The sequence below is a fragment of the Alphaproteobacteria bacterium genome (genome assembly GCA_016699735.1).
Lineage (GTDB): Bacteria > Pseudomonadota > Alphaproteobacteria > Micavibrionales > Micavibrionaceae > JAGNKE01.
In genome coordinates this window covers 1950774-1973008 of the sequence record CP065008.1, presented here as the reverse complement: position 1 = coordinate 1973008, position 22235 = coordinate 1950774, and the positions used below count along the sequence as shown (strand labels likewise).

At 52.3% G+C, this 22235-nt stretch carries 30 protein-coding genes; 29 read left to right on the top strand and 1 reads right to left on the bottom strand.

Going from position 1 to position 22235, the window contains the following annotated elements:
• Positions 1-29: 29 nt before the first annotated feature.
• The 26 genes from IPN28_09775 (at position 30) to IPN28_09650 (ending at position 18911) form a co-directional block, all read left to right on the top strand.
• Entirely contained in the window at positions 30-944 is a 915-nt protein-coding gene (locus IPN28_09775) for a diguanylate cyclase (GenBank protein QQS56558.1), read from the top strand.
• A 21-nt stretch (positions 945-965) separates the two neighbouring features.
• Positions 966-2543: a PAS domain S-box protein gene (locus IPN28_09770; GenBank protein ID QQS56557.1), complete on the top strand. Its 1578-nt coding sequence runs from the start codon at positions 966-968 to the stop codon at positions 2541-2543.
• Positions 2544-2852: 309 nt separating this feature from the next.
• On the top strand, positions 2853-3269 hold the full coding sequence (locus IPN28_09765; protein ID QQS56556.1) for a transcriptional repressor: 417 nt from the start codon (positions 2853-2855) through the stop codon (positions 3267-3269).
• A gap of 30 nt (positions 3270-3299) precedes the next feature.
• Positions 3300-3524 carry a hypothetical protein gene (locus IPN28_09760; protein QQS56555.1) on the top strand — a complete coding sequence of 75 codons (225 nt, stop codon included), beginning with the start codon at positions 3300-3302 and terminating at the stop codon, positions 3522-3524.
• Positions 3525-3529: 5 nt separating this feature from the next.
• Positions 3530-3886, top strand: a complete 357-nt coding sequence (locus IPN28_09755) for a DUF1491 family protein (GenBank protein QQS56554.1) — start codon at positions 3530-3532, stop codon at positions 3884-3886.
• 36 nt (positions 3887-3922) lie between these two features.
• Complete coding sequence (locus IPN28_09750) at positions 3923-4051, top strand: entericidin A/B family lipoprotein (GenBank protein ID QQS56553.1); 129 nt, start codon at positions 3923-3925, stop codon at positions 4049-4051.
• Between the two features lie 64 nt (positions 4052-4115).
• Positions 4116-5696, top strand: a complete 1581-nt coding sequence (locus IPN28_09745; GenBank protein ID QQS56552.1) for a peptide chain release factor 3 — start codon at positions 4116-4118, stop codon at positions 5694-5696.
• Positions 5697-6137: 441 nt separating this feature from the next.
• Positions 6138-7772 carry an ATP-binding protein gene (locus IPN28_09740; protein ID QQS56551.1) on the top strand — a complete coding sequence of 545 codons (1635 nt, stop codon included), beginning with the start codon at positions 6138-6140 and terminating at the stop codon, positions 7770-7772.
• A gap of 94 nt (positions 7773-7866) precedes the next feature.
• Positions 7867-8325 (top strand): SUF system Fe-S cluster assembly regulator, encoded by a 459-nt coding sequence (locus IPN28_09735; protein ID QQS56550.1) that lies wholly within the window; start codon positions 7867-7869, stop codon positions 8323-8325.
• On the top strand, positions 8312-9787 hold the full coding sequence (sufB, locus tag IPN28_09730; protein QQS56549.1) for a Fe-S cluster assembly protein SufB: 1476 nt from the start codon (positions 8312-8314) through the stop codon (positions 9785-9787). The genes IPN28_09735 and sufB overlap by 14 nt, the downstream gene beginning before the upstream one ends.
• 1 nt (position 9788) lies before the next feature.
• A complete protein-coding gene (locus IPN28_09725; GenBank protein QQS56548.1) occupies positions 9789-10121 on the top strand; it encodes a hypothetical protein in 333 nt (110 codons plus the stop codon).
• Complete coding sequence (locus tag IPN28_09720; GenBank protein ID QQS56547.1) at positions 10121-10387, top strand: hypothetical protein; 267 nt, start codon at positions 10121-10123, stop codon at positions 10385-10387. The genes IPN28_09725 and IPN28_09720 overlap by 1 nt, the downstream gene beginning before the upstream one ends.
• Entirely contained in the window at positions 10384-10680 is a 297-nt protein-coding gene (locus IPN28_09715) for a 4a-hydroxytetrahydrobiopterin dehydratase (protein ID QQS56546.1), read from the top strand. Before IPN28_09720 ends, IPN28_09715 begins: the two co-directional genes overlap by 4 nt.
• Positions 10677-11039 carry a hypothetical protein gene (locus IPN28_09710; GenBank protein QQS56545.1) on the top strand — a complete coding sequence of 121 codons (363 nt, stop codon included), beginning with the start codon at positions 10677-10679 and terminating at the stop codon, positions 11037-11039. Before IPN28_09715 ends, IPN28_09710 begins: the two co-directional genes overlap by 4 nt.
• Positions 11036-11488 carry a hypothetical protein gene (locus IPN28_09705; protein ID QQS56544.1) on the top strand — a complete coding sequence of 151 codons (453 nt, stop codon included), beginning with the start codon at positions 11036-11038 and terminating at the stop codon, positions 11486-11488. Before IPN28_09710 ends, IPN28_09705 begins: the two co-directional genes overlap by 4 nt.
• Positions 11481-12242 carry a Fe-S cluster assembly ATPase SufC gene (gene sufC / locus IPN28_09700; protein QQS56543.1) on the top strand — a complete coding sequence of 254 codons (762 nt, stop codon included), beginning with the start codon at positions 11481-11483 and terminating at the stop codon, positions 12240-12242. The genes IPN28_09705 and sufC overlap by 8 nt, the downstream gene beginning before the upstream one ends.
• A 21-nt stretch (positions 12243-12263) precedes the next feature.
• A complete protein-coding gene (locus IPN28_09695; protein QQS56542.1) occupies positions 12264-12878 on the top strand; it encodes a hypothetical protein in 615 nt (204 codons plus the stop codon).
• Positions 12872-13843 (top strand): Fe-S cluster assembly protein SufD, encoded by a 972-nt coding sequence (sufD, locus tag IPN28_09690; GenBank protein QQS56541.1) that lies wholly within the window; start codon positions 12872-12874, stop codon positions 13841-13843. The genes IPN28_09695 and sufD overlap by 7 nt, the downstream gene beginning before the upstream one ends.
• On the top strand, positions 13819-14385 hold the full coding sequence (locus IPN28_09685) for a YcxB family protein (protein QQS56540.1): 567 nt from the start codon (positions 13819-13821) through the stop codon (positions 14383-14385). The genes sufD and IPN28_09685 overlap by 25 nt, the downstream gene beginning before the upstream one ends.
• Positions 14386-14476: 91 nt before the next feature.
• Positions 14477-15109 (top strand): YcxB family protein, encoded by a 633-nt coding sequence (locus IPN28_09680; protein ID QQS56539.1) that lies wholly within the window; start codon positions 14477-14479, stop codon positions 15107-15109.
• 164 nt (positions 15110-15273) lie between these two features.
• On the top strand, positions 15274-15660 hold the full coding sequence (locus IPN28_09675; protein ID QQS58598.1) for an endonuclease domain-containing protein: 387 nt from the start codon (positions 15274-15276) through the stop codon (positions 15658-15660).
• Positions 15657-16889, top strand: coding sequence for a cysteine desulfurase (locus IPN28_09670; GenBank protein ID QQS56538.1), 1233 nt, complete (start codon positions 15657-15659; stop codon positions 16887-16889). Before IPN28_09675 ends, IPN28_09670 begins: the two co-directional genes overlap by 4 nt.
• Before the next feature lie 51 nt (positions 16890-16940).
• Positions 16941-17513, top strand: a complete 573-nt coding sequence (locus IPN28_09665) for a hypothetical protein (GenBank protein ID QQS56537.1) — start codon at positions 16941-16943, stop codon at positions 17511-17513.
• An 8-nt stretch (positions 17514-17521) separates the two neighbouring features.
• Complete coding sequence (locus tag IPN28_09660) at positions 17522-17938, top strand: DUF59 domain-containing protein (protein QQS56536.1); 417 nt, start codon at positions 17522-17524, stop codon at positions 17936-17938.
• 16 nt (positions 17939-17954) lie between these two features.
• A complete protein-coding gene (locus tag IPN28_09655; GenBank protein QQS56535.1) occupies positions 17955-18317 on the top strand; it encodes an iron-sulfur cluster assembly accessory protein in 363 nt (120 codons plus the stop codon).
• A gap of 51 nt (positions 18318-18368) precedes the next feature.
• Positions 18369-18911, top strand: coding sequence for a hypothetical protein (locus IPN28_09650; protein ID QQS56534.1), 543 nt, complete (start codon positions 18369-18371; stop codon positions 18909-18911).
• Between the two features lie 20 nt (positions 18912-18931).
• On the opposite strand, the gene dusA is transcribed toward IPN28_09650, so the two are convergent.
• Entirely contained in the window at positions 18932-19951 is a 1020-nt protein-coding gene (gene dusA, locus IPN28_09645; GenBank protein QQS56533.1) for a tRNA dihydrouridine(20/20a) synthase DusA, read from the bottom strand.
• Between the two features lie 29 nt (positions 19952-19980).
• Between dusA and IPN28_09640 the strand changes: the two genes are divergently transcribed.
• From IPN28_09640 to fabA, 3 genes are all read left to right on the top strand, one after another.
• Positions 19981-20535, top strand: a complete 555-nt coding sequence (locus tag IPN28_09640) for a hypothetical protein (GenBank protein ID QQS56532.1) — start codon at positions 19981-19983, stop codon at positions 20533-20535.
• Positions 20536-20620: 85 nt separating this feature from the next.
• Positions 20621-21595, top strand: a complete 975-nt coding sequence (locus IPN28_09635) for a hypothetical protein (GenBank protein QQS56531.1) — start codon at positions 20621-20623, stop codon at positions 21593-21595.
• A 114-nt stretch (positions 21596-21709) separates the two neighbouring features.
• Positions 21710-22231, top strand: coding sequence for a bifunctional 3-hydroxydecanoyl-ACP dehydratase/trans-2-decenoyl-ACP isomerase (fabA, locus tag IPN28_09630; protein ID QQS56530.1), 522 nt, complete (start codon positions 21710-21712; stop codon positions 22229-22231).
• The last annotated feature ends 4 nt before the right edge of the window (positions 22232-22235 follow it).

Sequence of the window (22235 nt, the reverse complement as noted above, 5' to 3'; positions counted from 1 at the left end):
GCAGGCAAGAATTTCAAGAAGTCCGAACCATGTCCAGAGACGAGAAACAAGAGCAGCGCTGGCGGTCCCTCCTTCCGGTGATCGGCGATCAGACGGAGTGGTTTGACGCGCTGGTGCAGAACCTCTTCTATTTTGAGATGAAGGGGAAGGTTCTGGCCGTTGAAAAGCCCGTTTCTTTCGCGGAATGGGTCAAGAATACCCGTCAGGACGGTATCGTCCAGGAGGAGCTTCTCGAAAAACTGGCCGCCATGCACAAGGACATGATGAAGGCGGCCGACAAGCTTCTCATCGAAGTGAAAGAGGTTCAGGTCAAGCCGGATTTCGAGGCGTTTCAGACCTTCGTCAATATCTACGAGGAATTCATGCAGCGCCTGCGTCGGCTGGAGCGGGATTTCCTGCTGGACGGTACGGGTTACGATCCTTTCACCGGCCTGCGGAGCCCGAAGGTGCTTTTCCAGGATGTCGAGCGGGAATTGCACCGTCTTTCGCGCCGCGGAAAGCATTTCTGCATTGCCTTCGGGCGGATCGACAATGTGGAGCGGATCGAACAGTATTATACCGAGACCCAGCGCAATCTTTTCATCAAGGCGGTTGCCGATCTTATCAAGCTCAGCGTTCGCTCTTTCGACGATGCCTACTATATGGGGAATTATGAGTTTGTTCTCAGCCTCAAGCAGGCGGATATGGCGGGCGGCGTGTCTGCGCTGGACCGTCTCCGCAAGGAGCTTGAGCGCCGGAATATTCTGGTCAAACTCGGAACGGAAGAGATTCCGCTCAGTATGTCCTGCTGTATCGCGCAGCCCGTACAGGGCGACGATATCCGCGATTTGCTCAAGAATCTGAAGAACGATCTGCATAGCTCCAACCGCCATCCCGATTCCGTCCTTGAGTATTATGAAATCAGTCCGCTGCAGCGTTACGTTCAGGATACAGCCAAGCAATAACCCACTGAAAGACGCCCGGATATGTCAAACAGCCACGAGGGCAGCCTTCTCACTCCCGACTTTGACGCGCTTTTCATGGATATGGCGTTGCCGCGGCTTATCGTTCAGCCCGCAGAGAAGGGGCAGTATCTCGTCGTGCGGGCCAATTCACAGGCCCAGAGGTATTTCGGCCGGACGGAAGACCAACTGGTCGGCAAGGATATCCGTGAATTTCTCGATGAAGAAAATGCCCGGCATTTCCTTCAATCCTTTGCGGTTTGCGTTTCGCGCAAGAAGGCGGTCAGTATCCAAAGCCTGCCGGTTCTTCCCGGCGGGATGCGTGTGTACGGGTTCTGGATTCATCCTGTTCTGGATGAGGGGGGCGATGTTGTTGCGCTTGATCTTCTCGGGCAGCTTGATGTGAAGGACCACTCTATCCTGCAGCGCGAACGCGATGATGCCATGTCGCTTCTGGCCTCAATCTTCGAGGTTAGCGAGGTGGGGATTATCGTGACCGATCCTGCGGGGGTCGTCGTGCGGGTGAATGACAGTTTCATACGCACGTATGGCTGGACCCGCGATGAATTGATCAATATCGAGTTTTCCGAACTTGTCACCCATGACGACCGGGAGAGGGCGCGGGTTAACCACAAGAAATTCATCAGTGTCGGCGTTCGCAGTTCGGGAGAACTGAAGATCATCCGCAAGGACGGAAGCGTCGCCAATGTTCTTTTTACGTCCGCGACCCTGGAACTCAGTCAGAACCGGAAATTCCTCGTGACCACCGTCATGGACATCACGCTGCGTAAGCAGATGGAGCAGTCCTTGCGCTATGCCAAGGAGCAGGCGGATTCCGCGAACCGTGCGAAGTCGGCTTTTCTGGCGAATATGAGTCACGAGTTGAGAACACCCCTGAATGCAATCATCGGTTTCTCTGAAATGATGATGAAGGAAACTTTCGGTGCTCTTGGCAGCCCGAAATATAAGGAATATCTCGGCGATGTGCATTTAAGCGCCGAGCATCTTCTGGAAATCATCAACGAAGTCCTCGATATGTCCAAGATTGAGGCGGGGCGTCTGGAGCTGTTTGAAGAGGAGATTAATCTCGGTGAACTCATCAGCTCCGTTGTGCGGATGATGGCCTCGCGGGTTTTTTCCGGGGATACGCAGATCAAGACCGATCTTATGCCCAAGCTGCCGAAGATGTGGGCGGATCACCGTCTGGTGCGGCAAATGCTTATTAATCTGATGACCAACGCGATCAAGTTTTCTCCCAATGGCGGGGTTATTCATGTCCGGGCCGGGCTGCTTGAAGACGGGCGGCTGGAGATCAGGATTTCCGATCAGGGGATCGGGATTGAGAAACACAAAATCAGGCAAGCCCTTGAGCCGTTCGGGCAAGTCAGTGAGAAGCCGGAAAAGCGAGATCTGCGTTATCAGGGCACGGGGCTCGGTTTGCCGCTGACCAAGGCGATGGCGGAGTTGCACGACGGAACGCTCGGTATTGAGTCCGAACCGGGGGTGGGGACGATTGTCATTCTCAATTTCCCCCATTACCGCGTCGTCAAAAAGCCGAAAAAGCAGGGCGCTGAAGTAAAGGCGATAGAGAAAAAGGCCTAGTTATGTTCTTTATTTTCAACTCTGCGAGTCCGGCAGGAAGAAAATCCAGAACGTGATAAACAATAAAACAAAGGTAAAAAAAACAATCCCGGCTGCGTACATGTTTTCCAATCCTTGGAATATATATGTGTATAAAAAATTATTTTGGCATAAAAAATATAAGAGTCCAGCGATTTTTATTTACCTATGGTTGTTTTTGTTTCTGTCTTGTTTTTCTCCCTTCTTTTCCTGCATACTGGGTTTGATTTTTCAGGCATATTGCTGTGCAATACAAGTGCCTGTGGAATATTTACGCAAAGGATTTACGTTATGTCTGATCTTGAAGAACGCTGTGCCGAGGCCGGATTGAAAATGACCGGGCAACGCCGTGCCATTCTTGAGGTTCTTAAGTCGGCCGAGGACCACCCGTCCGTCGAGGAAGTTTACGACCGGGCCAAGAAACTGGATTCTTCGGTCAGCATTGCGACGGTTTACCGTACCCTGAGCCTGCTGGATGAAATGAATCTCGTGACCCGGCATGAGTTTCAGGAGGGGTATTCGCGGTACGAACTGAACTGGGATCACCATCACCATCTGGTCGATCTGGAGACAGGTGAGGTGGTCGAGTTTCAGAATGAAGAACTGGAGCGTCTGAAAGTCAGGATTGCCAGGGAGTTGGGCTACGATCTCGTCGATCACAGGCTGGAGCTTTACGGCAAGAAGGTCAAGGGAAAGAGCAAAAAGTAACAGGGTTGCGGCTCTGGACGGATTAATTTCATGTCATGTCAGCATATTCATTTCGATGGAGCACGCGATCCTGAACGCTGCAAATGTCAGCGGGCGGTTCTCAAGGCTTATGCGGGTTTGGTGAAGGCTGGTTGCCCGCATCAGGTCGCGCTTGATGCGGCCAAAACCGTTTACCGTTTTCATCATCCCGAGGATTCCAAGATGGATGCGGGTCTGACGGTCGAGCGCTGGGTCTTTGCTGAGCATTTCCATTAAGCGCCATGCCTGACGATCCCCAAGACGCAAGGCTGCCCGTGCATTTGTGGATCGACGCGCAATTACGGCCCTTGGCCGACCGGGGCATCTATTATTATATCCGGCAGCGCGGAGAGCGGAACACGGGCGTCATCCTGCTTAAGCTGAACGGACTGTCGGGGGAATGCCGTCTGCTTGTCCAGCAGCGCGATCTTGAAGGCGTTCTGGGGTGGATGAATGCGCTGGGGCAAGAAAGGGTTGAAGAAACGGCCGCCGATGCCTATATTCAGCGGACCTGTCAACGCGATCCCGATCTCTGGGTTATAGAAATCGAGGACAGGGCGATGGACAATCCGTTTGAAGGGGCGATGATTACGCTCTGAGACGTTTGGTTATTAACTTTAAGGAAAGGGACGACTATGAAAAAAGTTCTGATGATGGTGTGCTTGTTTACGATGGCCGGATTTGTCGGCGGCTGTTCGAATACTTTTGAAGGCGCCGGGCGCGATATCGAACATGCCGGAGAAAAAGTTCAGGACACGTTCTAGTTTTTGTAGGTGTATTTTTTTGAAGCGCGGTTCAAAAGAGCCGCGCTTTTAACATGAAGACGATATGACGAGTTTTAGCGATCACATCCAGAAGCGGCGCACGTTTGCCATCATCGCGCACCCCGATGCGGGGAAGACGACGCTGACCGAAAAGCTGTTGCTGTTCGGCGGGGCGATCCAGCTTGCGGGCATGGTCAAGGCGAAGGGGGACCGCCGTCGGGCGCGTTCGGACTGGATGAAGGTAGAGCAGGAGCGCGGGATTTCCGTGGCGTCCTCTGTTATGACGTTCGATTATGACGGGATTACCTTCAACCTTCTGGACACGCCGGGGCACGAGGATTTCTCGGAGGATACCTACAGGACTCTGACCGCCGTGGACAGCGCGGTGATGGTGCTGGACTGCGCGAAGGGAATCGAGACGCAGACGCTGAAACTGTTTGAAGTCTGTCGGATGCGGGATATTCCGATTATCACGTTTGTGAACAAGATGGACCGCGACGGGCAACCGCCGTTCGACCTGATGGATGAGGTGGAGCAGAAGCTGGCGCTTGAAGTTACGCCCGCGAGCTGGCCGATCGGGATGGGGCGGGATTTCCGCGGGTGCTACGACCTCATGAATGACGGGCTTGTTCTGTTCGACCGGACCAAGGGCGAGGCGCTTATTGAGGGCGTGAAGTGCCAGGGGCTGGATGATCCGAAGATCGACCAAATGTTAAGGCCCGAGCAGGCGGGAGCCTTGCGTGAGGAAGTGGCGATGGCGCGGGGGCTGTGCCCCGAATTCGATCCTGAAAGCTATCTGGCCGGGCATATGTCGCCGGTGTTTTTCGGCAGCGCGGTCAATAATTTCGGGGTGCGGGAATTGCTGCAGGGTTTGAAAAAATATGCGCCTTCGCCGCGGGCGCTTCCCACTAAAACCCGCAAGGTGGAGCCGGAAGAAACCAAGGTTACGGGTTTTGTCTTCAAGATTCAGGCGAATATGGATCCGAAGCACCGCGACCGGATCGCGTTCACGCGGCTGTGTTCGGGCAAGTTCAAGAAGGGCATGAAGCTTTATCATGCGCGCAGCGGCAAGCAGCTTACGATTCATTCGCCGCTGATGTTCCTGGCGCAGGACCGCGAAGTGGCGGAAGAAGCCTATCCGGGCGATATCATCGGCCTGCCGAATTACGGGGGGTTACGGATCGGGGATGCGCTGACGGAAGGCGAGGAACTTGTGTTTACCGGGATTCCAAGCTTCGCGCCGGAGCTGATGCAGCGGGCGCGGGCGGAAGATCCGCTGAAGGCCAAGCATCTGGGCAAGGCGCTGGAGCAGTTGGCGGAGGAGGGCGCGGCGCGGATTTTCAAGCCCTACAGCGATCCCGACTGGATTGTCGGCGTCGTCGGGCCGCTGCAGTTCGATGTTTTGAAAGACCGTATCCGCACGGAGTACAATATTCCCGTCAAATTCGAGGAGACCAGCCTTTACACGGCGCGTTGGATCACGAGTGCGGACGCGCTGAAGCTTAAAACGTTCATCGATTCCCACCGGAGCGCGGTGGCCAACGATCATGACGGCGATCCGGTGTTCATGGCGCGGAATGCCTGGCATCTCAATGACGCGCAGGACAAGAATCCCGATATTAAATTTACGGCGACGAAATCGTGACCCGGACTAAGTCCGCGGATGTTTTCGCCGGGGCGGGGGAGCTTTCATAGCGGCTCTTTAAAAACAGAGGCTTACTCTTGAGAGTCAGTCCTGAATCTGCCTGTTTTCCCCGGAGTGGACTCAGTCCGGTTAGTCCGGTGGGCGGGCGGTTTTCCTGTGTTGCAAAAGCAGTATAGGAATATTTTCAGTTTTTGTCCAGTTTTGTGCGTACAGCTTTGAATCGCGAAGGCGCGAAGCTTACTGTTTTGGCCTTTCCATCCGCGCAAGCATTCCCGCGTATGCGGGAATCTCTTTTTTTGACCGCAGAGGCGCAAAGGGCGCAGAGTTTTTTTTAAACACAATGATCACAACGCGGTCTGTTCTTCTTTATCGTTCTACGAAGGTCGAAATCCTTTTTTCAAATTAAAAACCTTTGATAGAGCTATAGTAAAATAGTAAATCATGATTATGTTTAGAAAATTAATTTTAAGAAAATCTTATGGTCCTTTACCACCTATGGAATGGGATATACCGCAGTTTGCTGTAATCACTGGAAAAAATGGTTCAGGGAAAACTCAACTATTATCGTTTTTACATGGAAATGCAGGGTATGAGCCAGAAAAGAAGGATAATAAACCATACTACTTAGAGAAGGACAGCGCTCTAAATCAAGATAGTGTCAAATTTATCTCAGAGTCTTATCGTCCTTTAAGTTCATTAAAACCTGACAATAATAGAATGTTTGAACAAAGTATTAGAATCGGAACTGATGTTACGTCCGAAACACAAGGTATAAGAGGGCTTTCAGAACAGCAATTACTAATCACGCCTTTCGTTGAGAAATTAGAAGGAAATTGGATTGGAGAGGTTTTTACAGGGTATTTAGCAACTGTTAATCAGCTAAAAATATTTTTTTACGGTAAGCCAGATAATCCCAAGAGTGACGAAGAAATTTATGATTACATAGGAATGAGACCTCCGTGGTTGGAGATTTCAGAGCATTTTGAAAAGTATGGAATTGAATATAAAATTTTACCTCCGAAAAGTGCGTATGATGGGAGCCCACATTTTTGGGATACTCGAACTGGTCAGGAAGTATCCTATGAATATTTGTCTCATGGTGAAAAGCTTATAATTACTTTAGTGCTTTGGGCATATAATCGCTTTATGGGGCAAACTCTAAAAGTTTTTTTATTAGATGAATACGATGCTCATTTAAATCCCTCGCTAGCCAAAATATTTGTTGAGATTGTTAAAGAAAAGTTAGTAGCGGAATATGGTATTCAAGTAATTATGACCACACATAGTCCTTCTACTGTGGCGTATGTTGCAGATGAAGATTTATTCTGGATGGAGCGGAGCGAGCCAATTATAAAATCATCCCGTTCTGAAATAGTGCCTATTCTGTCAGATGGCATTATGACTTTCAATGAAGCTGGTAGCTTATTGAACTGTGTTGCAAGGAGCAAAAAAAATGTTTTGATTTTTACTGAAGGCGATACAGACGTTCAGCATATTTTTATAGCAAACGAAAAACTAAAGAGTGGTCTTGATTTTGAAGTTATTAGCTGTGGAAATGCAGGAAAATTAAAGCAGTTTTTAATGGGGTGCCCCGAAAATCTTTTTCCAACCAAAACCATAATAGGAATTTTTGATGCCGATCAAGAGGGGCAAAATAATTTTAAGGTTGGAAAAACTTTATTGAACGACCCAAATATTCAAAAAAGAAATGATGGGGCGAATGTTTATGCAATACTTATGCCTACGCCTACGGCAGAACTTAAGGATTACCTGTATTGTCCAATTGAATTTTTATACACTAAGTTTATACTCGATAAATTTGGAATGCTCAAAAAACGTGATCTTTTTGAAATAAATAAAATAAATAATGCTACGGGTAGGCCGCAATTAGGCCAACAAGAATATGGAGAGATGGAAGACTTACATTTTTATAAAATAAGCCAGAATGCTAACAAAAAGCATTTTTGCAACGTAGTTAAAGAGTTAGAAGAAAGTGAGTTTTTAAGTTTTATACCTTTGTTTTCTCTAATTAAGCGCGTTGTACATGATAAAACAGCAAAACCTATTGTAACTTGATTTTTTAAGTCATTTAAGCGAAAAACAGCTTGAATCTCAAGGGCAAAGGTGTAATTTAGCACAAAATTAGTCCTAGATCGTATTGAGCGTTTCAATGTTCAGAATTTCAAAGCTTGCGGATTATGCGGTGGTGGTGCTGGCCGATATGGCGCGGACCGGCGATGCGCTGTTGAGCGCGGCCTTGATCGCCGGGCAGACGAATATATCCGAGCCGACGGCGGCCAAGGTTCTCAAGATGCTTCTGCGGGCGGGGCTTGTGGTTTCGGTGCGCGGCGCGGCGGGCGGGTACAGGTTGGCGCACAGGGCGCATGAGATTTCCGTGGTTACTATCATCGAGGCCATCGAGGGGCCGATTGCCCTGACGGCTTGTGTGGACGGGTTGGAGCCGGATTGCGCGCTGGGGGCGTGTTGCGCTGTGCGCGGGCGGTGGGATTCGGTCAATCAGGCCTTGCGGTCGGCGCTGGAGGGGGTCATGCTGACGGATATGATGCGTCCAAATACCCGAAAAACGATTACGGTTGAAGAGAAGGGAGCGGCCTATGGGGGCCACTGAAGAGACGATTGCCACCGTCAAGGACATGGCCGGAAAATATTCGGCGGGGTTCGTTACGGATATCGAGAGCGATAAAGCGCCCAAGGGGCTGAGCGAGGAGATCGTCCGGTTTATTTCCGCCAAGAAGAAGGAGCCGGAGTGGCTTTTGGAGCGGCGTTTGAAAGCGTTCGCGCACTGGCAGCGGATGAAGGAGCCGAAATGGGCGAAGCTGGAATTCCCGGACATCGATTATCAGGACGCCTATTATTATTCCGCGCCGAAATCCTTCGAGGATGGGCCGAAGTCGTTGGACGAGGTGGACCCGAAATTGCTGGAAACCTACAAGAAACTCGGTATTCCTTTGCGGGAGCAGGAAATTCTGGCCGGGGTTAAAGGGCGGGCGCCTGTGGCCGTCGATGCGGTGTTTGACTCCGTTTCCGTCGCGACCACGTTCAAGGATGAGTTGAAGCGGCATGGGGTGATTTTCTGTTCGATCTCGGAAGCCGTGCGGGAGCATCCCGAGTTGGTCAAAAAATACATGAATTCGGTCGTGCCGTATTCCGATAACAAGCACGCGTGCCTGAATACGGCGGTGTTTACGGATGGGAGTTTTGTCTATATCCCGCCGGGGGTGCGCTGCCCCATGGAGCTTTCGACCTATTTCCGGATCAACGAGTTGAATACCGGGCAGTTTGAGCGGACGCTGATTATCGCGGATAAGGGGTCGTACGTTTCCTATCTTGAAGGCTGCACCGCGCCGATGCGGGATGAGCGGCAGCTTCATGCCGCCGTTGTCGAGCTGATCGCGCATGACGATGCGGAGATCAAATATTCGACGGTGCAGAACTGGTATCCCGGTGACATTGATACAGGCGCGGGCGGGATCTATAATTTCGTGACCAAGCGCGGGCTGTGCGAGGGGCGGAATTCGAAGATCTCATGGACGCAGGTGGAGACGGGGTCGGCGATCACGTGGAAATATCCGTCGTGTATTCTGAAGGGTGACAATTCCTCCGGCGAGTTTTACTCCGTAGCGATCACCAACGGGCGGCAGCAGGCCGATACCGGGACCAAGATGATCCATCTGGGCAAGAATACGCGTTCGCGGATCATCTCCAAGGGCATCAGCGCGGGGCGGAGCAACAATACCTACCGCGGGATCGTCAAGATCATGCCGGGGGCGGACGGGGCGCGGAATTTCACGGCCTGTGACAGTCTGCTCATCGGCGATCAGTGCGGGGCGCATACGGTTCCGTATATCGAGAGCCGTAACCGCACGGCGAAGCTGGAGCATGAGGCGACGACGTCCAAGATTTCGGAGGATCAGCTTTTCTATTGCCTGCAGCGCGGGATCGGGGAAGAGGAGGCGATTGCGCTTATCGTCAACGGGTTTGCGCGGGAGGTCATGCAGCACCTGCCGATGGAGTTCGCGGTGGAGGCGCAGAAGCTGGTGGGGATCAGCCTTGAGGGGAGCGTGGGGTGATATGTCTATCGGGGATCAAGTCATGTTTTCTCTTGGGTGGTTCTTGGTCTGGGCGCTTTGTATTGTGCCCTGGGTTTTAATTCTTGGAAGCATCGGCGTGTCCTATTATTCCGGTGACATTGAATCTTTTGTCATTCGTATTTACATGGGCGCTCTATTCGGCATTTCTATACTGCTTTCTTTTTATGGGATTCTGTGTGTTTGGGGCAATCCTGACAAGTATCGAGCGGAGCATATTAAGTATATGATCAGTTCGCCGATTATTCTGCTGGTTTTTGGACTTTTTTCGAGTTTTGCACTTAGCTGGGTTTTACAGCAGTGGAGCGTGGGGTGATGATGGAATTTTTGATGGCGGTTATGGGTGTTACGGGTGCCTGTTTGACGACTTTTATGTACTGGCTGATGGCCGGGGACAGGATCGATTCCAAGAGCGTCCGGTTTTTTGGGTTGAACGCCCTGGGTGCGTTTATGATTATGGTTTCGCTGGTTTATCATTTTGACTGGGGCGATCTGGGCGGGTTTGTGATGGAATTCAGCTGGCTGCTGGTCAGTCTTATGGGCATTTACAACGCGCTCGGGAACAAGAGAAAAGCGGCATGAGTCGTATAAAACCCATAGAAAACAACATTTTAGGGGACTGGCTTGCGAAGAATCCCGCATGGAGCTATGCGGACGGGGCAATTTCGGCTAATTTTACCTTTGTGGATTTTACGGAGGCTTTTGCTTTCCTTGCGGTCGTGGCCCGGCTTTCAGATGAGGCGGACCATCATGCGAAGATCGAAAACCTCTATAACCGCGTCCGGCTGACCCTCACCACCCATGAGGCGGGCAACCAGGTGACGCAACGGGATCTTTCGCTGGCCGAGAAGATTTCAGAATGGAAAGGCCTGTGAACGATAATAACGGCATGAGGATGGAGAAATTCTTTCACCGCGTTGTGGTCGGGGTCAGCGCGGCGCTGATCCTTTACGGTGTCATTCTGGCCGGTACGATGATTTATAGTGCGCGGCAGGAGCAGGCGCCTGTCGGGGATGCCGATTTTCAAGCTTTGGTTGCCGAGCAGCAGGGTGAGGACGAGCCGTTTCCGCAGATGCATCCTGTGCCGGAGTTTATCCCGAAGGATAAGTATATGCCATCAGAGACGACGGATGTCGGGAAAGTTAGTGACGGACAGAAAGACGTGATGGCTATGCCGCTTTCTAAGTCCGCCGACGAAAGCACTGACGTTGAAAGGCCGGATCCTCCGCCATGAACAAAAGCGCTTTCATTAAGGGTTTTACCGGTTTCGGCAAACAGCTTTTTGCGGACTCCGTCGATTATTACAAACAAAAAGTCTTTCTTGTGATTTCGATCGGCGTTTTTATCCTTCTTTTCGTCAATACTTTCTTTGTTTACCAGTGGTGTCATATCGATTCGGAAACGTTACTGTTGAGCTGCAAAGATCATGGTTTGGATACGTTTTTCAATTACATGACGTCGCACGTGCTTTATCAGATGATTTTCAATTATGGGCAGCTTGAGGACGGATACACTTTTTTTTCTGTCTACAGCCTGATTGTTTCAGCGGTGGTCAGTGGTTTGTTCATCGTCGGTTTTTTGACGCTGTCTTTTTCCATTTTCAATCTGCCGTGGCGTCTTTTCGATTATATAAAAGAGAATTACTACGAAACCGAGCAAGACGGGAATACTGAGAGTGATTGATATTAAAGGCCTTCAAGCGTGCGTTCAAACGGACTTGGGTTCCCGGGAAATCCTCAAGGGTCTCAGCCTGTCCATCAAGGCGGGCGAAGTTCACGCGATCATGGGGCCGAACGGGTCAGGGAAATCAACGCTCTCCTATGTTCTGGCCGGGCGTGAGGGGTATGAGGTTACGGGTGGGGCTGTCACGCTGAACGGACAGAGTCTTTTGGAACTTGAGCCTGAGGAGCGAGCGGCTGCGGGGGTTTTTCTGGCGTTCCAGTATCCGGTTGAAATTCCGGGCGTCAATATGAGCACCTTCCTGAAGACTTCGATCAATGCCGTTCGCAAGCAGCGGGGGCAGGAGGAACTGGATGCGCTCTCGTTGCTCAAGCTGATGAAGGCCAAGTGCAAGGATCTCGGGATTTCTGACGAGATGATGAAGCGGGCGGTCAATGCCGGGTTCTCGGGCGGCGAGAAAAAAAGGAACGAGATTCTGCAGATGGCCTTGCTGGAACCGAAATTCTGCATTCTCGATGAAACGGATTCCGGTCTGGATATCGATGCCCTCAAGATCGTGGCCGAGGGGGTCAACCGTTTACGGAGTCCGGACCGCGCTTTCCTGATCATCACACATTATCAGCGGTTGCTGGATTATATCAAGCCGGATGTGGTGCATGTCATGGCTGATGGCCGGATTGTCAAGACCGGTGGGGCTGACGTGGCTCTGGAGCTTGAAAAACAGGGCTACAAAGAATTTGTCAAAGCCTGCGCGTAACCTTTCATTCAAGGACAAATCATGCCTATTCTGGATAAAGCCTCTGAAGAAATTTTTGCCATCATCAGCGCACATTTCGCGGTTTCGGAGCCTAATCCCCTTGAAACTATTACGGCGGCTTTGGCGGCGGTTGCTGGAGAACAGCTTGTTCGCCAAATTATTCCCTCGGGGCGGATTGACTCCAAAACCATCTGGGTTTTTGACGAGAAGGTCGAGGATGTTCTTTACCGGCGCGAGCGCGACACCCTTAACATTATTATCGGGGCCGGTGCCGTGGCCTCCGGCCTTCCCTTCGAAAGGCTTCCCGATATGGTGGAAATCCTAGAACGTACGGATGCGGCGATCCGGGACAGTTCCTCTTTTCCGCCGCTTTCGATTCCGCGGGAGATGTATCCCGCCGAATGGCCCCCAAATTGCGCTTTTCGACACCGTTCGCAAATCGACTATATTCTTGATAATAACAATCTTAAGGGCGAGGGGCGAGTTCTGGCTTGTGCGCTTGCTGTTTCGAAGATGGTTAAGCTTAACGGCGAGATGACCGGGGATGTCTGGCATTTCTTTATCCTTGCTCTGGAGGTTTTGGCCGGATGTTCGCGGATGGCGCCCCTTAAGGCGGAGATGGAGAGCTTATGGTAGGGGTTCTGAAAGCGCTTGATTCACAAACGCTGCCCACGCCCAAGCAGGAGGAGTGGAAGTACACGAATCTGGCGCGGGCGTTGCCGTCTGAGCTTTTGGCCGTGCGACCGCAGGGGGTGGAGGAGAAAGTTATCCACAGAAGCCGTGGACAGAATAGTGGACAAGTCGAGGATATTGGGTGGATGGGCGCGGCCGGGGCGCATCAGCAGCCGGTTTTAAGGGTAAGCGTTGAGGAGGGGGCGGAGCTGACCCTGATCGAGCGGCATGTGGGGCAGGGTGCGTACTGGAAGAATATGATCACGGAGATCAGCGTGGGCAAGAATGCGCGGTTTCATCATATCCGTTTGCAGGAGGAGAGTCTGGAGGCCGTGCAGACGAACCTTGTGCGGGTGACGCTGGAGCGGGATGCGGCTTACGATTGTTTTTCGCTGAATATGGGCGGGAAGCTGACGCGCCATGAAATTCACGCGGTGATTGCCGGGCCGAATGCGGATTGCCGTTTGAACGGATTGAATCTGCTGGGCGGAGCGCAGCATGGGGACACCACGATTTTGATTGAGCATGCGGCGCCGCACTGTACGTCCTATCAATTCTACCGTTCACTTTTGGACGATACGGCGCGGGGGGTGTTTCAGGGCAAGGTCCACGTGCATCAGGCGGCGCAGAAGACGGACGGGTATCAGCTGTCCAACGCCTTGCTGCTTTCTCCGACGGCGGAGATGGACACCAAGCCGGAGCTGGAGATTTATGCGGATGATGTCAAATGCTCGCACGGGGCGACGACCGGGCCGCTGGATGAGGAACCGCTGTTTTATCTGCGCTCGCGGGGGTTGAGCGCGGCGGAGGCGCGGCGGCTTCTGGTGCAGGCGTTCGTCGATGAGGTTCTGGAGAAAATTCCTCATGAGGGCGCGCGCGAGGAAGCGCGGGGGAAGGCGGAAGCATGGCTGGCGATGCGGTTGAAGTAGAGTTTCAGCTTACGGTTGATGATCTGGTGGCGTTTAATCGCAATGTTGCAATTGATAATAAATCAGACTCTGTTGGATTTTCTTTTGTGCAATTTAGGGGGCCAATAATTGTTGCCTTACTTCTTCTTGGCTTTTGTTTTGTTTTGCCCCAAAAAGGCTTAATAGCAGTGCAATTTATTTCCGGCTTTTTAACTTGTGCCTTGTTTATTTTGATGGTGACTTTTGTTTTAAGACAAAGGTCGTTCAAGCTGCATTTTAAAAAAATGCTTATTTCGGACAATATCTCCAAGCGTAAATTGATTATAGATTCTGAGTTTGTAAAAGAGATTACAAAATATTCGGACTACACTATTGGTTGGCGTGGATTCGAGAGAGTTCAGAAAGTCGGGGATTTAGTTTTTTTGTACACTACAAATATTAGTGCTCTGGTCGTTCCCAAGCGGGCGTTTGCAGATGATGCGGCGTTTGAGCGGTTTTATCAGAAATGTCAGGAGTATTTTAACGCGGCGCGGGGCAAGACTCCTGAGAGTGGGGCGGCGTGACGATTTTTTTTGAAACACAACGACCACGACGGGCACGACGCGAGCGAGGGCTTGGCGGGCGGGGTGCGTGTGGTGTTGACGGGGGTGTGGCGTGAGCGGGGAGGCGATTGAGATTGAATATCAGCTAACTGTTGATGATTATGCGAAGTTTCAGGCTGACGTCAGTATGACGGCTGAACAAAGAAAGGCTGGTGCTGCTGGCGTAGTTAGAATTTATAAAATATTCGTGTGTGTTTTTTTTGTTATTATTTTTTTAAGATTTTTTATTGATGTTTCGAAGGCAGAAATTAAAGTCAGCGATTTTTGGAGTTACACTTTTGAATCTTTAGCTAGTGCGGCGCTCCCATTTTTGATCTTTACCTTTTTTGTGCTGTATCTTCGTTTTATCGGGAAGAAAGCGCTCCATTCCAGATTTAAGGCGATTACCAAGCGTTTACTTAGTGTAGGGGAGAACAAAGCTATCTTGGCTCCCGTAATTCTTATGCTTTGTCAGAATTACGTTATTCACTCTTCAAATTTTTTTAAATGCGAATATTACTGGAGCGGCCTAGAGAAAGTACAAATACTGAATGGTGATTTGTACTTATTCCTATCTACGTATAGTGCTTTAATTGTGCCTACTCGCTTCTTTAAATCCGAAGAGGAGAAGCAGCGGATTTACGAACAGTGCCTAAAATGGTGGCAGGCGGCGCAGGAGAAGAGTCCTGAGAGTGAGGCGCCGTGAGCGAGAATATTCAACGCCCCCTCTCCCCCAACCCCTCTCCCCCGCAAACGGGTGAGAGGGGAGATGTGCCATTCCTGCAGGCGGGTGAGAGGGGAGATGGGATATCCTTGCAGGTGGGTGAGAGGGGGTGTGTTTCATCCCTGCAGGCGGGTGAGAGGGGAGGGATGCCATCCCGGGGAGAGGGGGTAGCCGATCTCCCAAAAAAGAGAAATAGCAGCCGCAAGAGTCGATTGACGCCTGTTGCGAGAAAATTAAGGAAAAATCCAACTGAGGCTGAGAAGAAGCTCTGGGCTTTGATCCGGGCGGATCAACTGGGTGTGAGATTTAGGCGACAATATCCTGTTGGCCCTTATGTCGTTGATTTTTATTGTTCTTCGGCAAGGCTTATTATCGAGGCGGATGGCGGGCAGCATAATGAAAACTCAAGTGATATGATCAGGACGGCATTTCTTGAAGGGCAGGGCTATCGTGTCCTGAGGTTCTGGAATCATGACGTTTTAAATAACCCCGAAGGGGTTTTGGAGCGGATCAGGGAGGTTTTGCAGAGATGACACAGATTCCCTCTCCGTGGCGCGGGGATTTTCCGATTTTCAAGACGACCATGCATGGGAAACCGCTGGTTTTTCTGGATAGCGGGGCGAGCGCGCAGAAGCCGCGGGCCGTTATTGAGGCGATGCAGGCCGTCATGGAGGGCGGGTATGCGAATATCCATCGCGGGCTTTATGAACTTTCGCAGAGTCTGACGGCGTCGTTCGAGGCGGTGCGGGCGAGAGTGGCGCGGTTCATCGGTGCGGGGAGCGCGAACGAGATTATCTTCACGCGCAATTCGACGGAGGGGATCAATTTGGTCGCGCAGAGCTGGGGGCGCACGCATCTTAAGGCGGGGGACGAGATACTCCTGACCGCTATGGAGCATCACGCGAATATCGTGCCGTGGCAGCTGCTGTGCGGGCAGGTGGGATGCGTCATCAAGGTCATTCCGGTGACGGCGGACGGGCGGCTGGATTTTCCGGCGTTTGAGAAGCTGTTGTCCAAGAAAACAAAACTTATTGGCGTCGTTCATGTCTCCAACGCGCTGGGGACGGTGAATCCGGTCGAGGCGGTTATCAAAACGGCGCGGGCGTACAATCCCGAACTTAAAATTCTGGTGGACGGGTCGCAGAGCGCGGTGCATCAGGCGATTGACGTGCGGGCGATGGATGCGGATTTCTTCGTGTTCACGGGGCACAAGCTTTATGGGCCGACGGGGGTCGGCGTTCTGTACGGGAAATACGACGTTCTGGAGTCCATGCCGCCTTATCAGGGCGGGGGCGATATGATCGAGCGGGTGCGGTTTTCCGGCACGACGTACAAGGAGCCGCCGGCGCGGTTCGAGGCGGGGACGCCCGCGATTGTCGAGGTCATTGGGCTGGGCGCGGCGATTGATTATGTTTCGGGCATCGGCATGGATCAAATCGCGGCGCATGAGCGGAGGCTTCTTGAATACGCCACTGCGGAAATCCGCAAGGTTCCGGGCCTGAAACTTTATGGGCCGGAGGATGTTTCGCACAAGGCCGGAATTCTTAGCTTTACGATGGACGGGGCGCATCCCAGCGATATCGGCATGGTGCTGGACCCGTGCGGGGTGGCGGTGCGGACGGGGCATCATTGCTGTATGCCTCTGATGGAGTTTCTGGGCATCGAGGCTACGGCGCGGGCCTCGTTCGGGCTTTATACGGACGGGGGGGATATTGACGCGCTGATCGCGGGGCTGCATAAAGTGCGCTCCCTGTTCGGGTAGGGATGGAGATCAGGCTCCGGGAATGTTAGGCTTGGTCAGGGAGAGAGGGGAATGAGCCGGATCATTTTGCTGATTGTTCTGCTGGCGGCGAGTTTCGGGGCCGTGATGATTGTGATGCAGAACGATATGGATTCCTCTGCGAAACGGCCCTACCAGAGCCATGAGGAGATGCGGGAAACCCTGCGGGAGAAGCAGTCGGAAAAAATGACGGCCAAGCAGGTGGAGGCTTTCAAGACCGAGTGCGTGGCAGAGGCCAGCAAGAGCGACGAGGTCAAACGGATGGGGCTGGATGTTTCCGGGTTTTGCGGATGTATGGCCAAGGCGCATATGGCGTTGGATCTTTCCGTGCAGGGCGACGCAGAACGGCGCAAGGAGTATTATTCCAAGGGCAAGCCGTGTTTTGAGAAATTTTTGAAGCCGGCTGTCATTAAAGTTTGTGCCGAGACGAATGTTACTACAGGGATCAAGTTCAACTGCAAGTGTATGTATGCCTATTCGGTCAAAGAGCACGTTTCCTTGTGGATCGAGGGAACGGGCGGGAATGTGAAGATGCTTAATGCCAACGAGCAGGAGGCGCGCAAGAAGGCGCTGGGGATGGATTTGATGAAAAAGTGTATTGAGTAAAGACGGTTATGGTTCAGAACGCATCCGATTCTGCCGCGAATAGTGCGCCCGCCGAGAGCGTCTATGACGAGCTGACGGAGCCGGCGCACGTCGAGGCGCCGCGTGAGCATAAGCTTTGGCCTAAGATACATGCGGCGTTGCGGGAGATTTACGACCCGGAAATTCCAGTCAATATCTATGAGCTGGGGTTGATCTATGTCATTGATATCGAGCCGGAAAAAGACGGTTTATCGGATATCGGCGTACGGATGACCTTGACCTCCCCCGGCTGTCCGGTGGCGCAGGAGATGCCGGGATGGGTGCGATCTGCTATACTGCCTATTGAGGGCGTTGGCGGTGTGACCGTCGATATGGTGTGGGATCCGCCTTGGGATCCCTCGAAGATGGCTGAAACGGCAAAAATGCAGCTCAATATGTTTTACTAGGGTGAAAGAGACGCGTATGAACCCGATCAAGATGACAGAACAGGCTGCGGCGCAGATCGGCGCTTTGCTGGACAAGGCGCCGGAGGGGTCGCCGGGGGTACGGCTGAGCATCAAGAGCACCGGGTGTTCCGGGCACAGCTATCATATGGAGTATGTCAAACCCGGCGATACGCTGTCGGGGGATGATGTCATCGAGCAGGGCGGGGTCAGGCTTTATATCCCACGGATGCATTCGTGGATGCTGTTCGGGATGGTTGTCGATTATGTCACGGATGCGCTGGGAAACTCCAAGTTTGATTTCAGCAATCCGAACGAGACGGGGCGCTGCGGCTGCGGGGAGAGTTTTCAGGTTTCGCGGGAAAAGGGCGTTCCGGTCTAAAGCCAAGGCAGGCTTTTTCCTTGGGTCATTTATATAGCAGGCTGCAAAAACGTGTTATGGGAAAGATTTGTTTTAGTTTTTGAATTTCCTTCAGTGCGCCTTTTTTATTATTGGATTGCCGCCGGATATTTATATGCGTTGGTTAGCTTATTTGTCGGCCTTGATAGAAATCCCCTCCTCCCTTATCTTTATTTCTACGTTCCGGTTCTTTGGGCCTTATGGATTACAAATGTCTTGTTTTTAGGCGGAAGGCCGTTTCCCCAAATATTTTTGTCATGGATTTTAATCGACTGTCTGATGCTTCTAGTGGTTGGACTTGCTTCCATCGGAGTGGAGGATTTTTGTCAATCTCTTGGACTTGCGGAGACTTTTTTTATTACTTATTTCCCTGTTTTGATGCCGGCATCGTATCTATCGGGTTTATTCAATCCTTTTCCAGAGAATTACTATTCGGTCTTTGGGTGTTCCGGTATAGGCGGCGCTTTTTCTGTGTGGTTGGAAGTATCGTATATGGCCCTTCCGCAATCCGCACTTGTTCTATTTCTGGCACGGTATTTCTTGAGGCCTGACCCTTCTCAAGCCCAGACGCTCTAAAAATGCGAATGCTGGTGCTTTTATGCGGCCGATTTGCGATTGGCGTTTTCGCAGGCTTCTAGGGCTTTTGCGATCACTTTTTCATCCGCGCCGGTTTGATGGGGCAGGGTGCTGAGCGCCTGCCGCCATAATCTGGCGCCGGGGATCGCCTGATAGAGGTTGATCATGTGGCGGGTGATGGATTTTACGGGTGTTGCGTATTTTTCCGCCTGCTCCTTACTATAGGGGATCATGGCGCGGGCGATCTCCTCGCGGGTTCGCAGCATTTCGTTGCCGAAAATGGCCTGTTCGATTTCGGTCAGGAGGAGATAGGGGTTCTGATAGGCTTCGCGGCCGATCATGACGCCGTCGAAGACTTCTAGGTGTTGCTGCACTTCCTCGGCGGACTGGATTTCGCCGTTGATGACAATGTTCAGTTCCGGGTGGCACGCTTTCATTTTCGCCACGCGGGCGTAATTGATGGGCGGCTTGGTCCGGTTTTCCTTCGGCGAGAGGCCCGACAGCCAAGCCTTGCGGGCGTGGATGATGAAGGTTTTGCAGCCCGTCTGTTTGATGACCTCTATAAAGGTGTTCAGAAACTCCTCGCAATCATAGTTGTCGATGCCGATGCGGCATTTGACGGTGACGGGGATATTCACAGCGTTTTGCATGGCGGCCACGCATTCGGCCACGAGTTGCGGTTCGGCCATCAGGCAGGCGCCGAATTTGCCCTTCTGCACGCGGTCGGAGGGGCAGCCGCAGTTCAGGTTGATTTCGTCGTAACCGAAATCCTCCCCCATTTTCGCGCAGACGGCGAGATCGGCAGGGTCGGAGCCGCCGAGTTGAATGGCGATCGGGTGTTCCTGCTCATTGAAGCGCAGGAAGCGTTCGCGGTCGCCGTGCAGGAGAGCGCCGGTCGTCACCATTTCGGTGTAAAGGCGGATATTGGGGGAGATCATACGCGCAAAATAACGGAAATGGCGGTCCGTCCAGTCCATCATGGGCGCGATGGAGACGGTTTTGGACTTTTCCACAGTTTCTGTTACATTGGCGGTGTTCATGGGGATTTCCTTAGCATATCTGCTGTCCGATGGTGTCTAAAAATCGCATTTTTGTTGTTTTTCCGCTGTTTTTTGCGGTTTTTCTGCTGCTGGCACCCTATGAGGCGGGGGCGGAGAAGTCGGCTGCCCCTGAGAAAAAGCCTCCCTTCCGTTCAACTACCCTGCCGCTGCCGCGCTTTGTGTCACTGGGCGCAGAAGAGGTTCATGTGCGGGCCGGACCGGATCAAAAATATCCAATCCGCTGGACCTATTCGCGGCAGGGGCTGCCCGTAGAGATCGTTCTGGAATTCGAGAACTGGCGCAAGATCCGGGACCATGAGGGTCAGGAGGGGTGGGTGTACCACACCTTATTATCGGGGGCGCGGACGGCCATGATTGAGGGCCGGGAGAACGTTCCCGTGTACGAAGTCCCCGATCCAAAGGATGATGAAATTACCAATGTAACCATGAAGTTAGAGCCCTTTGTTCTTGTTAATGTTGAAGAGTGTCAGGCGCATTGGTGCTCCATAGAAATCTCGGGATATCAGGGGTGGATTGCGAGAAAATATCTCTGGGGTATTTACGAGCACGAATTATTTGATTAGAATCAATACCGTAGTTGACCACTACGTCCTTCCTTTCGTTAACTTTCCAACCTTTTCATAACCCCGTTCAAGGTTCACCGGAAATATGTTTGCGCTTACGAACAAGCCCGACATGGGCGCACGATTCTACTCCGCTTTGATCCAGCTCGCGTCGGATCATGAGCGGGGTGTCGACGGTATGAAGGTCATTCAGCTTATGGCCGGCGTTCTTGTCGAAAATTATTTCGTCTTTGATGAAGCCGATCAAGCGATGACGGCGAGTTTTAAAAAGCTTGCGGTACTTCTGAATTGCGATCCCGCGCCAGGGCCGCTGGCGCCTTATGCGTTGCCGCCCTCTCATATCATCGATCAGGAAACCGAGCGCGGGCGCATGGCAGCGCGCCTCTTTTTCGAGGACTGGATGGATTGTCACCACGAGTTCAACGAACTTCTCCATATGTTGTATCAGAACATCCTGATCGGCTGGGAGGATATGGGTTTTCCCCGTGAGGAATCCTTCCGCCTTCTGGTTGAAAGTACAAAACGGGCGATGGCCTTCGAGATTTCCGCGCAGGAGCTTTGTGATGTCGTGATCGAGCGCATGGTGCAGCGACACGGCTGGACTTTGGGCGATTGTATTTCGGCCCTGAGCGGTGTGGCGGGGCGGCGGCTGGCGATTTCCAGCAATTCCGGGCCGTTTACCTATTTCTACGGGTCGGATTTGCCGGAGAATCTTGACCAGATCGTTCATGTGATGACGCAGGAAGCGGTGCGGCACGGCGTTCCGGCCGGGAGCAACTGGCGTTTCGGGTTGCCGGCCAATGATTTGCCCGTCCATGCTCCGGTTTCCCTCATCCGTGAGATGGAGCCGCGGTGTCTGCGTTTTTTCCGCACGATCCAGATGACCCACCCGTTCGATCAGGCTGTTGCCTGCGCCAAGGCGGCCGGACGGATGATCGCCGTGGCCTCGGGCGGGGAGTTGCCGGAAATCGAGCCGGCGATTGCCAAGCCGCTGGCTATGTCGGCGATTACCGAGACGTATAAGCACGTCTGCCTCGATTTCGATATGGTCTCCTATTGATCTTTGTTGCTGCTGGCAATAATTTTGCGCTTTTGCAGGCTTGATAAGATCGGGGCTTGCCGCACGGAGTAAAGCTTCGTATAAAGCTCATGGCAAACATTATTTAGGGAAGTCATGAGCTTCGTCCCCAAAGGCAGCTATAGCTATGAGGATATAATTGAATGCGGACACGGGCGCCTGTTCGGCCCCGGCAATGCACGGCTTCCGCTTCCTCCCATGCTGATGTTCGACCGCATCACGAATGTTTCGACCGAAGGCGGAACGTACGGCAAGGGTGTGATTGAGGCTGAACTCGACATTACGCCCAGCCTCTGGTTTTTCGAGTGTCATTTTGAAAGCGATCCGGTGATGCCGGGATGTCTGGGGCTTGATGCGCTGTGGCAGCTGCTCGGGTTTTATCTCGGGTGGACGGGTTCGCCGGGATCGGGTCGGGCGCTGGGACTCGGGGAATTGAAGCTCACCGGGCAGGTTCTGCCGGAAACGAAGCTCGTGAAGTATGTTGTCAATATCAAGCGCGTTCTGAAGGGACGGCTTGTGCTGGGCACTGGGGACGGGACGATGTACGGGGACGGCAAAGCGATTTATGAGGCCAAGGATCTCAAGGTCGGGCTGTTTGAAAATCCACGGGCGATCTGATATT

Coding starts and splice junctions, on each gene's coding strand:
- IPN28_09775 (QQS56558.1), top strand. CDS start 30: ATGTCCAGAGACGAGAAACAAGAGCAGCGCTGGCGGTCCCTCCTTCCG.
- IPN28_09770 (QQS56557.1), top strand. CDS start 966: ATGTCAAACAGCCACGAGGGCAGCCTTCTCACTCCCGACTTTGACGCG.
- IPN28_09765 (QQS56556.1), top strand. CDS start 2,853: ATGTCTGATCTTGAAGAACGCTGTGCCGAGGCCGGATTGAAAATGACC.
- IPN28_09760 (QQS56555.1), top strand. CDS start 3,300: ATGTCATGTCAGCATATTCATTTCGATGGAGCACGCGATCCTGAACGC.
- IPN28_09755 (QQS56554.1), top strand. CDS start 3,530: ATGCCTGACGATCCCCAAGACGCAAGGCTGCCCGTGCATTTGTGGATC.
- IPN28_09750 (QQS56553.1), top strand. CDS start 3,923: ATGAAAAAAGTTCTGATGATGGTGTGCTTGTTTACGATGGCCGGATTT.
- IPN28_09745 (QQS56552.1), top strand. CDS start 4,116: ATGACGAGTTTTAGCGATCACATCCAGAAGCGGCGCACGTTTGCCATC.
- IPN28_09740 (QQS56551.1), top strand. CDS start 6,138: ATGATTATGTTTAGAAAATTAATTTTAAGAAAATCTTATGGTCCTTTA.
- IPN28_09735 (QQS56550.1), top strand. CDS start 7,867: ATGTTCAGAATTTCAAAGCTTGCGGATTATGCGGTGGTGGTGCTGGCC.
- sufB (QQS56549.1), top strand. CDS start 8,312: ATGGGGGCCACTGAAGAGACGATTGCCACCGTCAAGGACATGGCCGGA.
- IPN28_09725 (QQS56548.1), top strand. CDS start 9,789: ATGTCTATCGGGGATCAAGTCATGTTTTCTCTTGGGTGGTTCTTGGTC.
- IPN28_09720 (QQS56547.1), top strand. CDS start 10,121: ATGATGGAATTTTTGATGGCGGTTATGGGTGTTACGGGTGCCTGTTTG.
- IPN28_09715 (QQS56546.1), top strand. CDS start 10,384: ATGAGTCGTATAAAACCCATAGAAAACAACATTTTAGGGGACTGGCTT.
- IPN28_09705 (QQS56544.1), top strand. CDS start 11,036: ATGAACAAAAGCGCTTTCATTAAGGGTTTTACCGGTTTCGGCAAACAG.
- IPN28_09695 (QQS56542.1), top strand. CDS start 12,264: ATGCCTATTCTGGATAAAGCCTCTGAAGAAATTTTTGCCATCATCAGC.
- sufD (QQS56541.1), top strand. CDS start 12,872: ATGGTAGGGGTTCTGAAAGCGCTTGATTCACAAACGCTGCCCACGCCC.
- IPN28_09685 (QQS56540.1), top strand. CDS start 13,819: ATGGCTGGCGATGCGGTTGAAGTAGAGTTTCAGCTTACGGTTGATGAT.
- IPN28_09675 (QQS58598.1), top strand. CDS start 15,274: ATGCCATCCCGGGGAGAGGGGGTAGCCGATCTCCCAAAAAAGAGAAAT.
- IPN28_09670 (QQS56538.1), top strand. CDS start 15,657: ATGACACAGATTCCCTCTCCGTGGCGCGGGGATTTTCCGATTTTCAAG.
- IPN28_09665 (QQS56537.1), top strand. CDS start 16,941: ATGAGCCGGATCATTTTGCTGATTGTTCTGCTGGCGGCGAGTTTCGGG.
- IPN28_09660 (QQS56536.1), top strand. CDS start 17,522: ATGGTTCAGAACGCATCCGATTCTGCCGCGAATAGTGCGCCCGCCGAG.
- IPN28_09655 (QQS56535.1), top strand. CDS start 17,955: ATGAACCCGATCAAGATGACAGAACAGGCTGCGGCGCAGATCGGCGCT.
- dusA (QQS56533.1), bottom strand. CDS start 19,951: ATGAACACCGCCAATGTAACAGAAACTGTGGAAAAGTCCAAAACCGTC.
- IPN28_09640 (QQS56532.1), top strand. CDS start 19,981: ATGGTGTCTAAAAATCGCATTTTTGTTGTTTTTCCGCTGTTTTTTGCG.
- IPN28_09635 (QQS56531.1), top strand. CDS start 20,621: ATGTTTGCGCTTACGAACAAGCCCGACATGGGCGCACGATTCTACTCC.
- fabA (QQS56530.1), top strand. CDS start 21,710: ATGAGCTTCGTCCCCAAAGGCAGCTATAGCTATGAGGATATAATTGAA.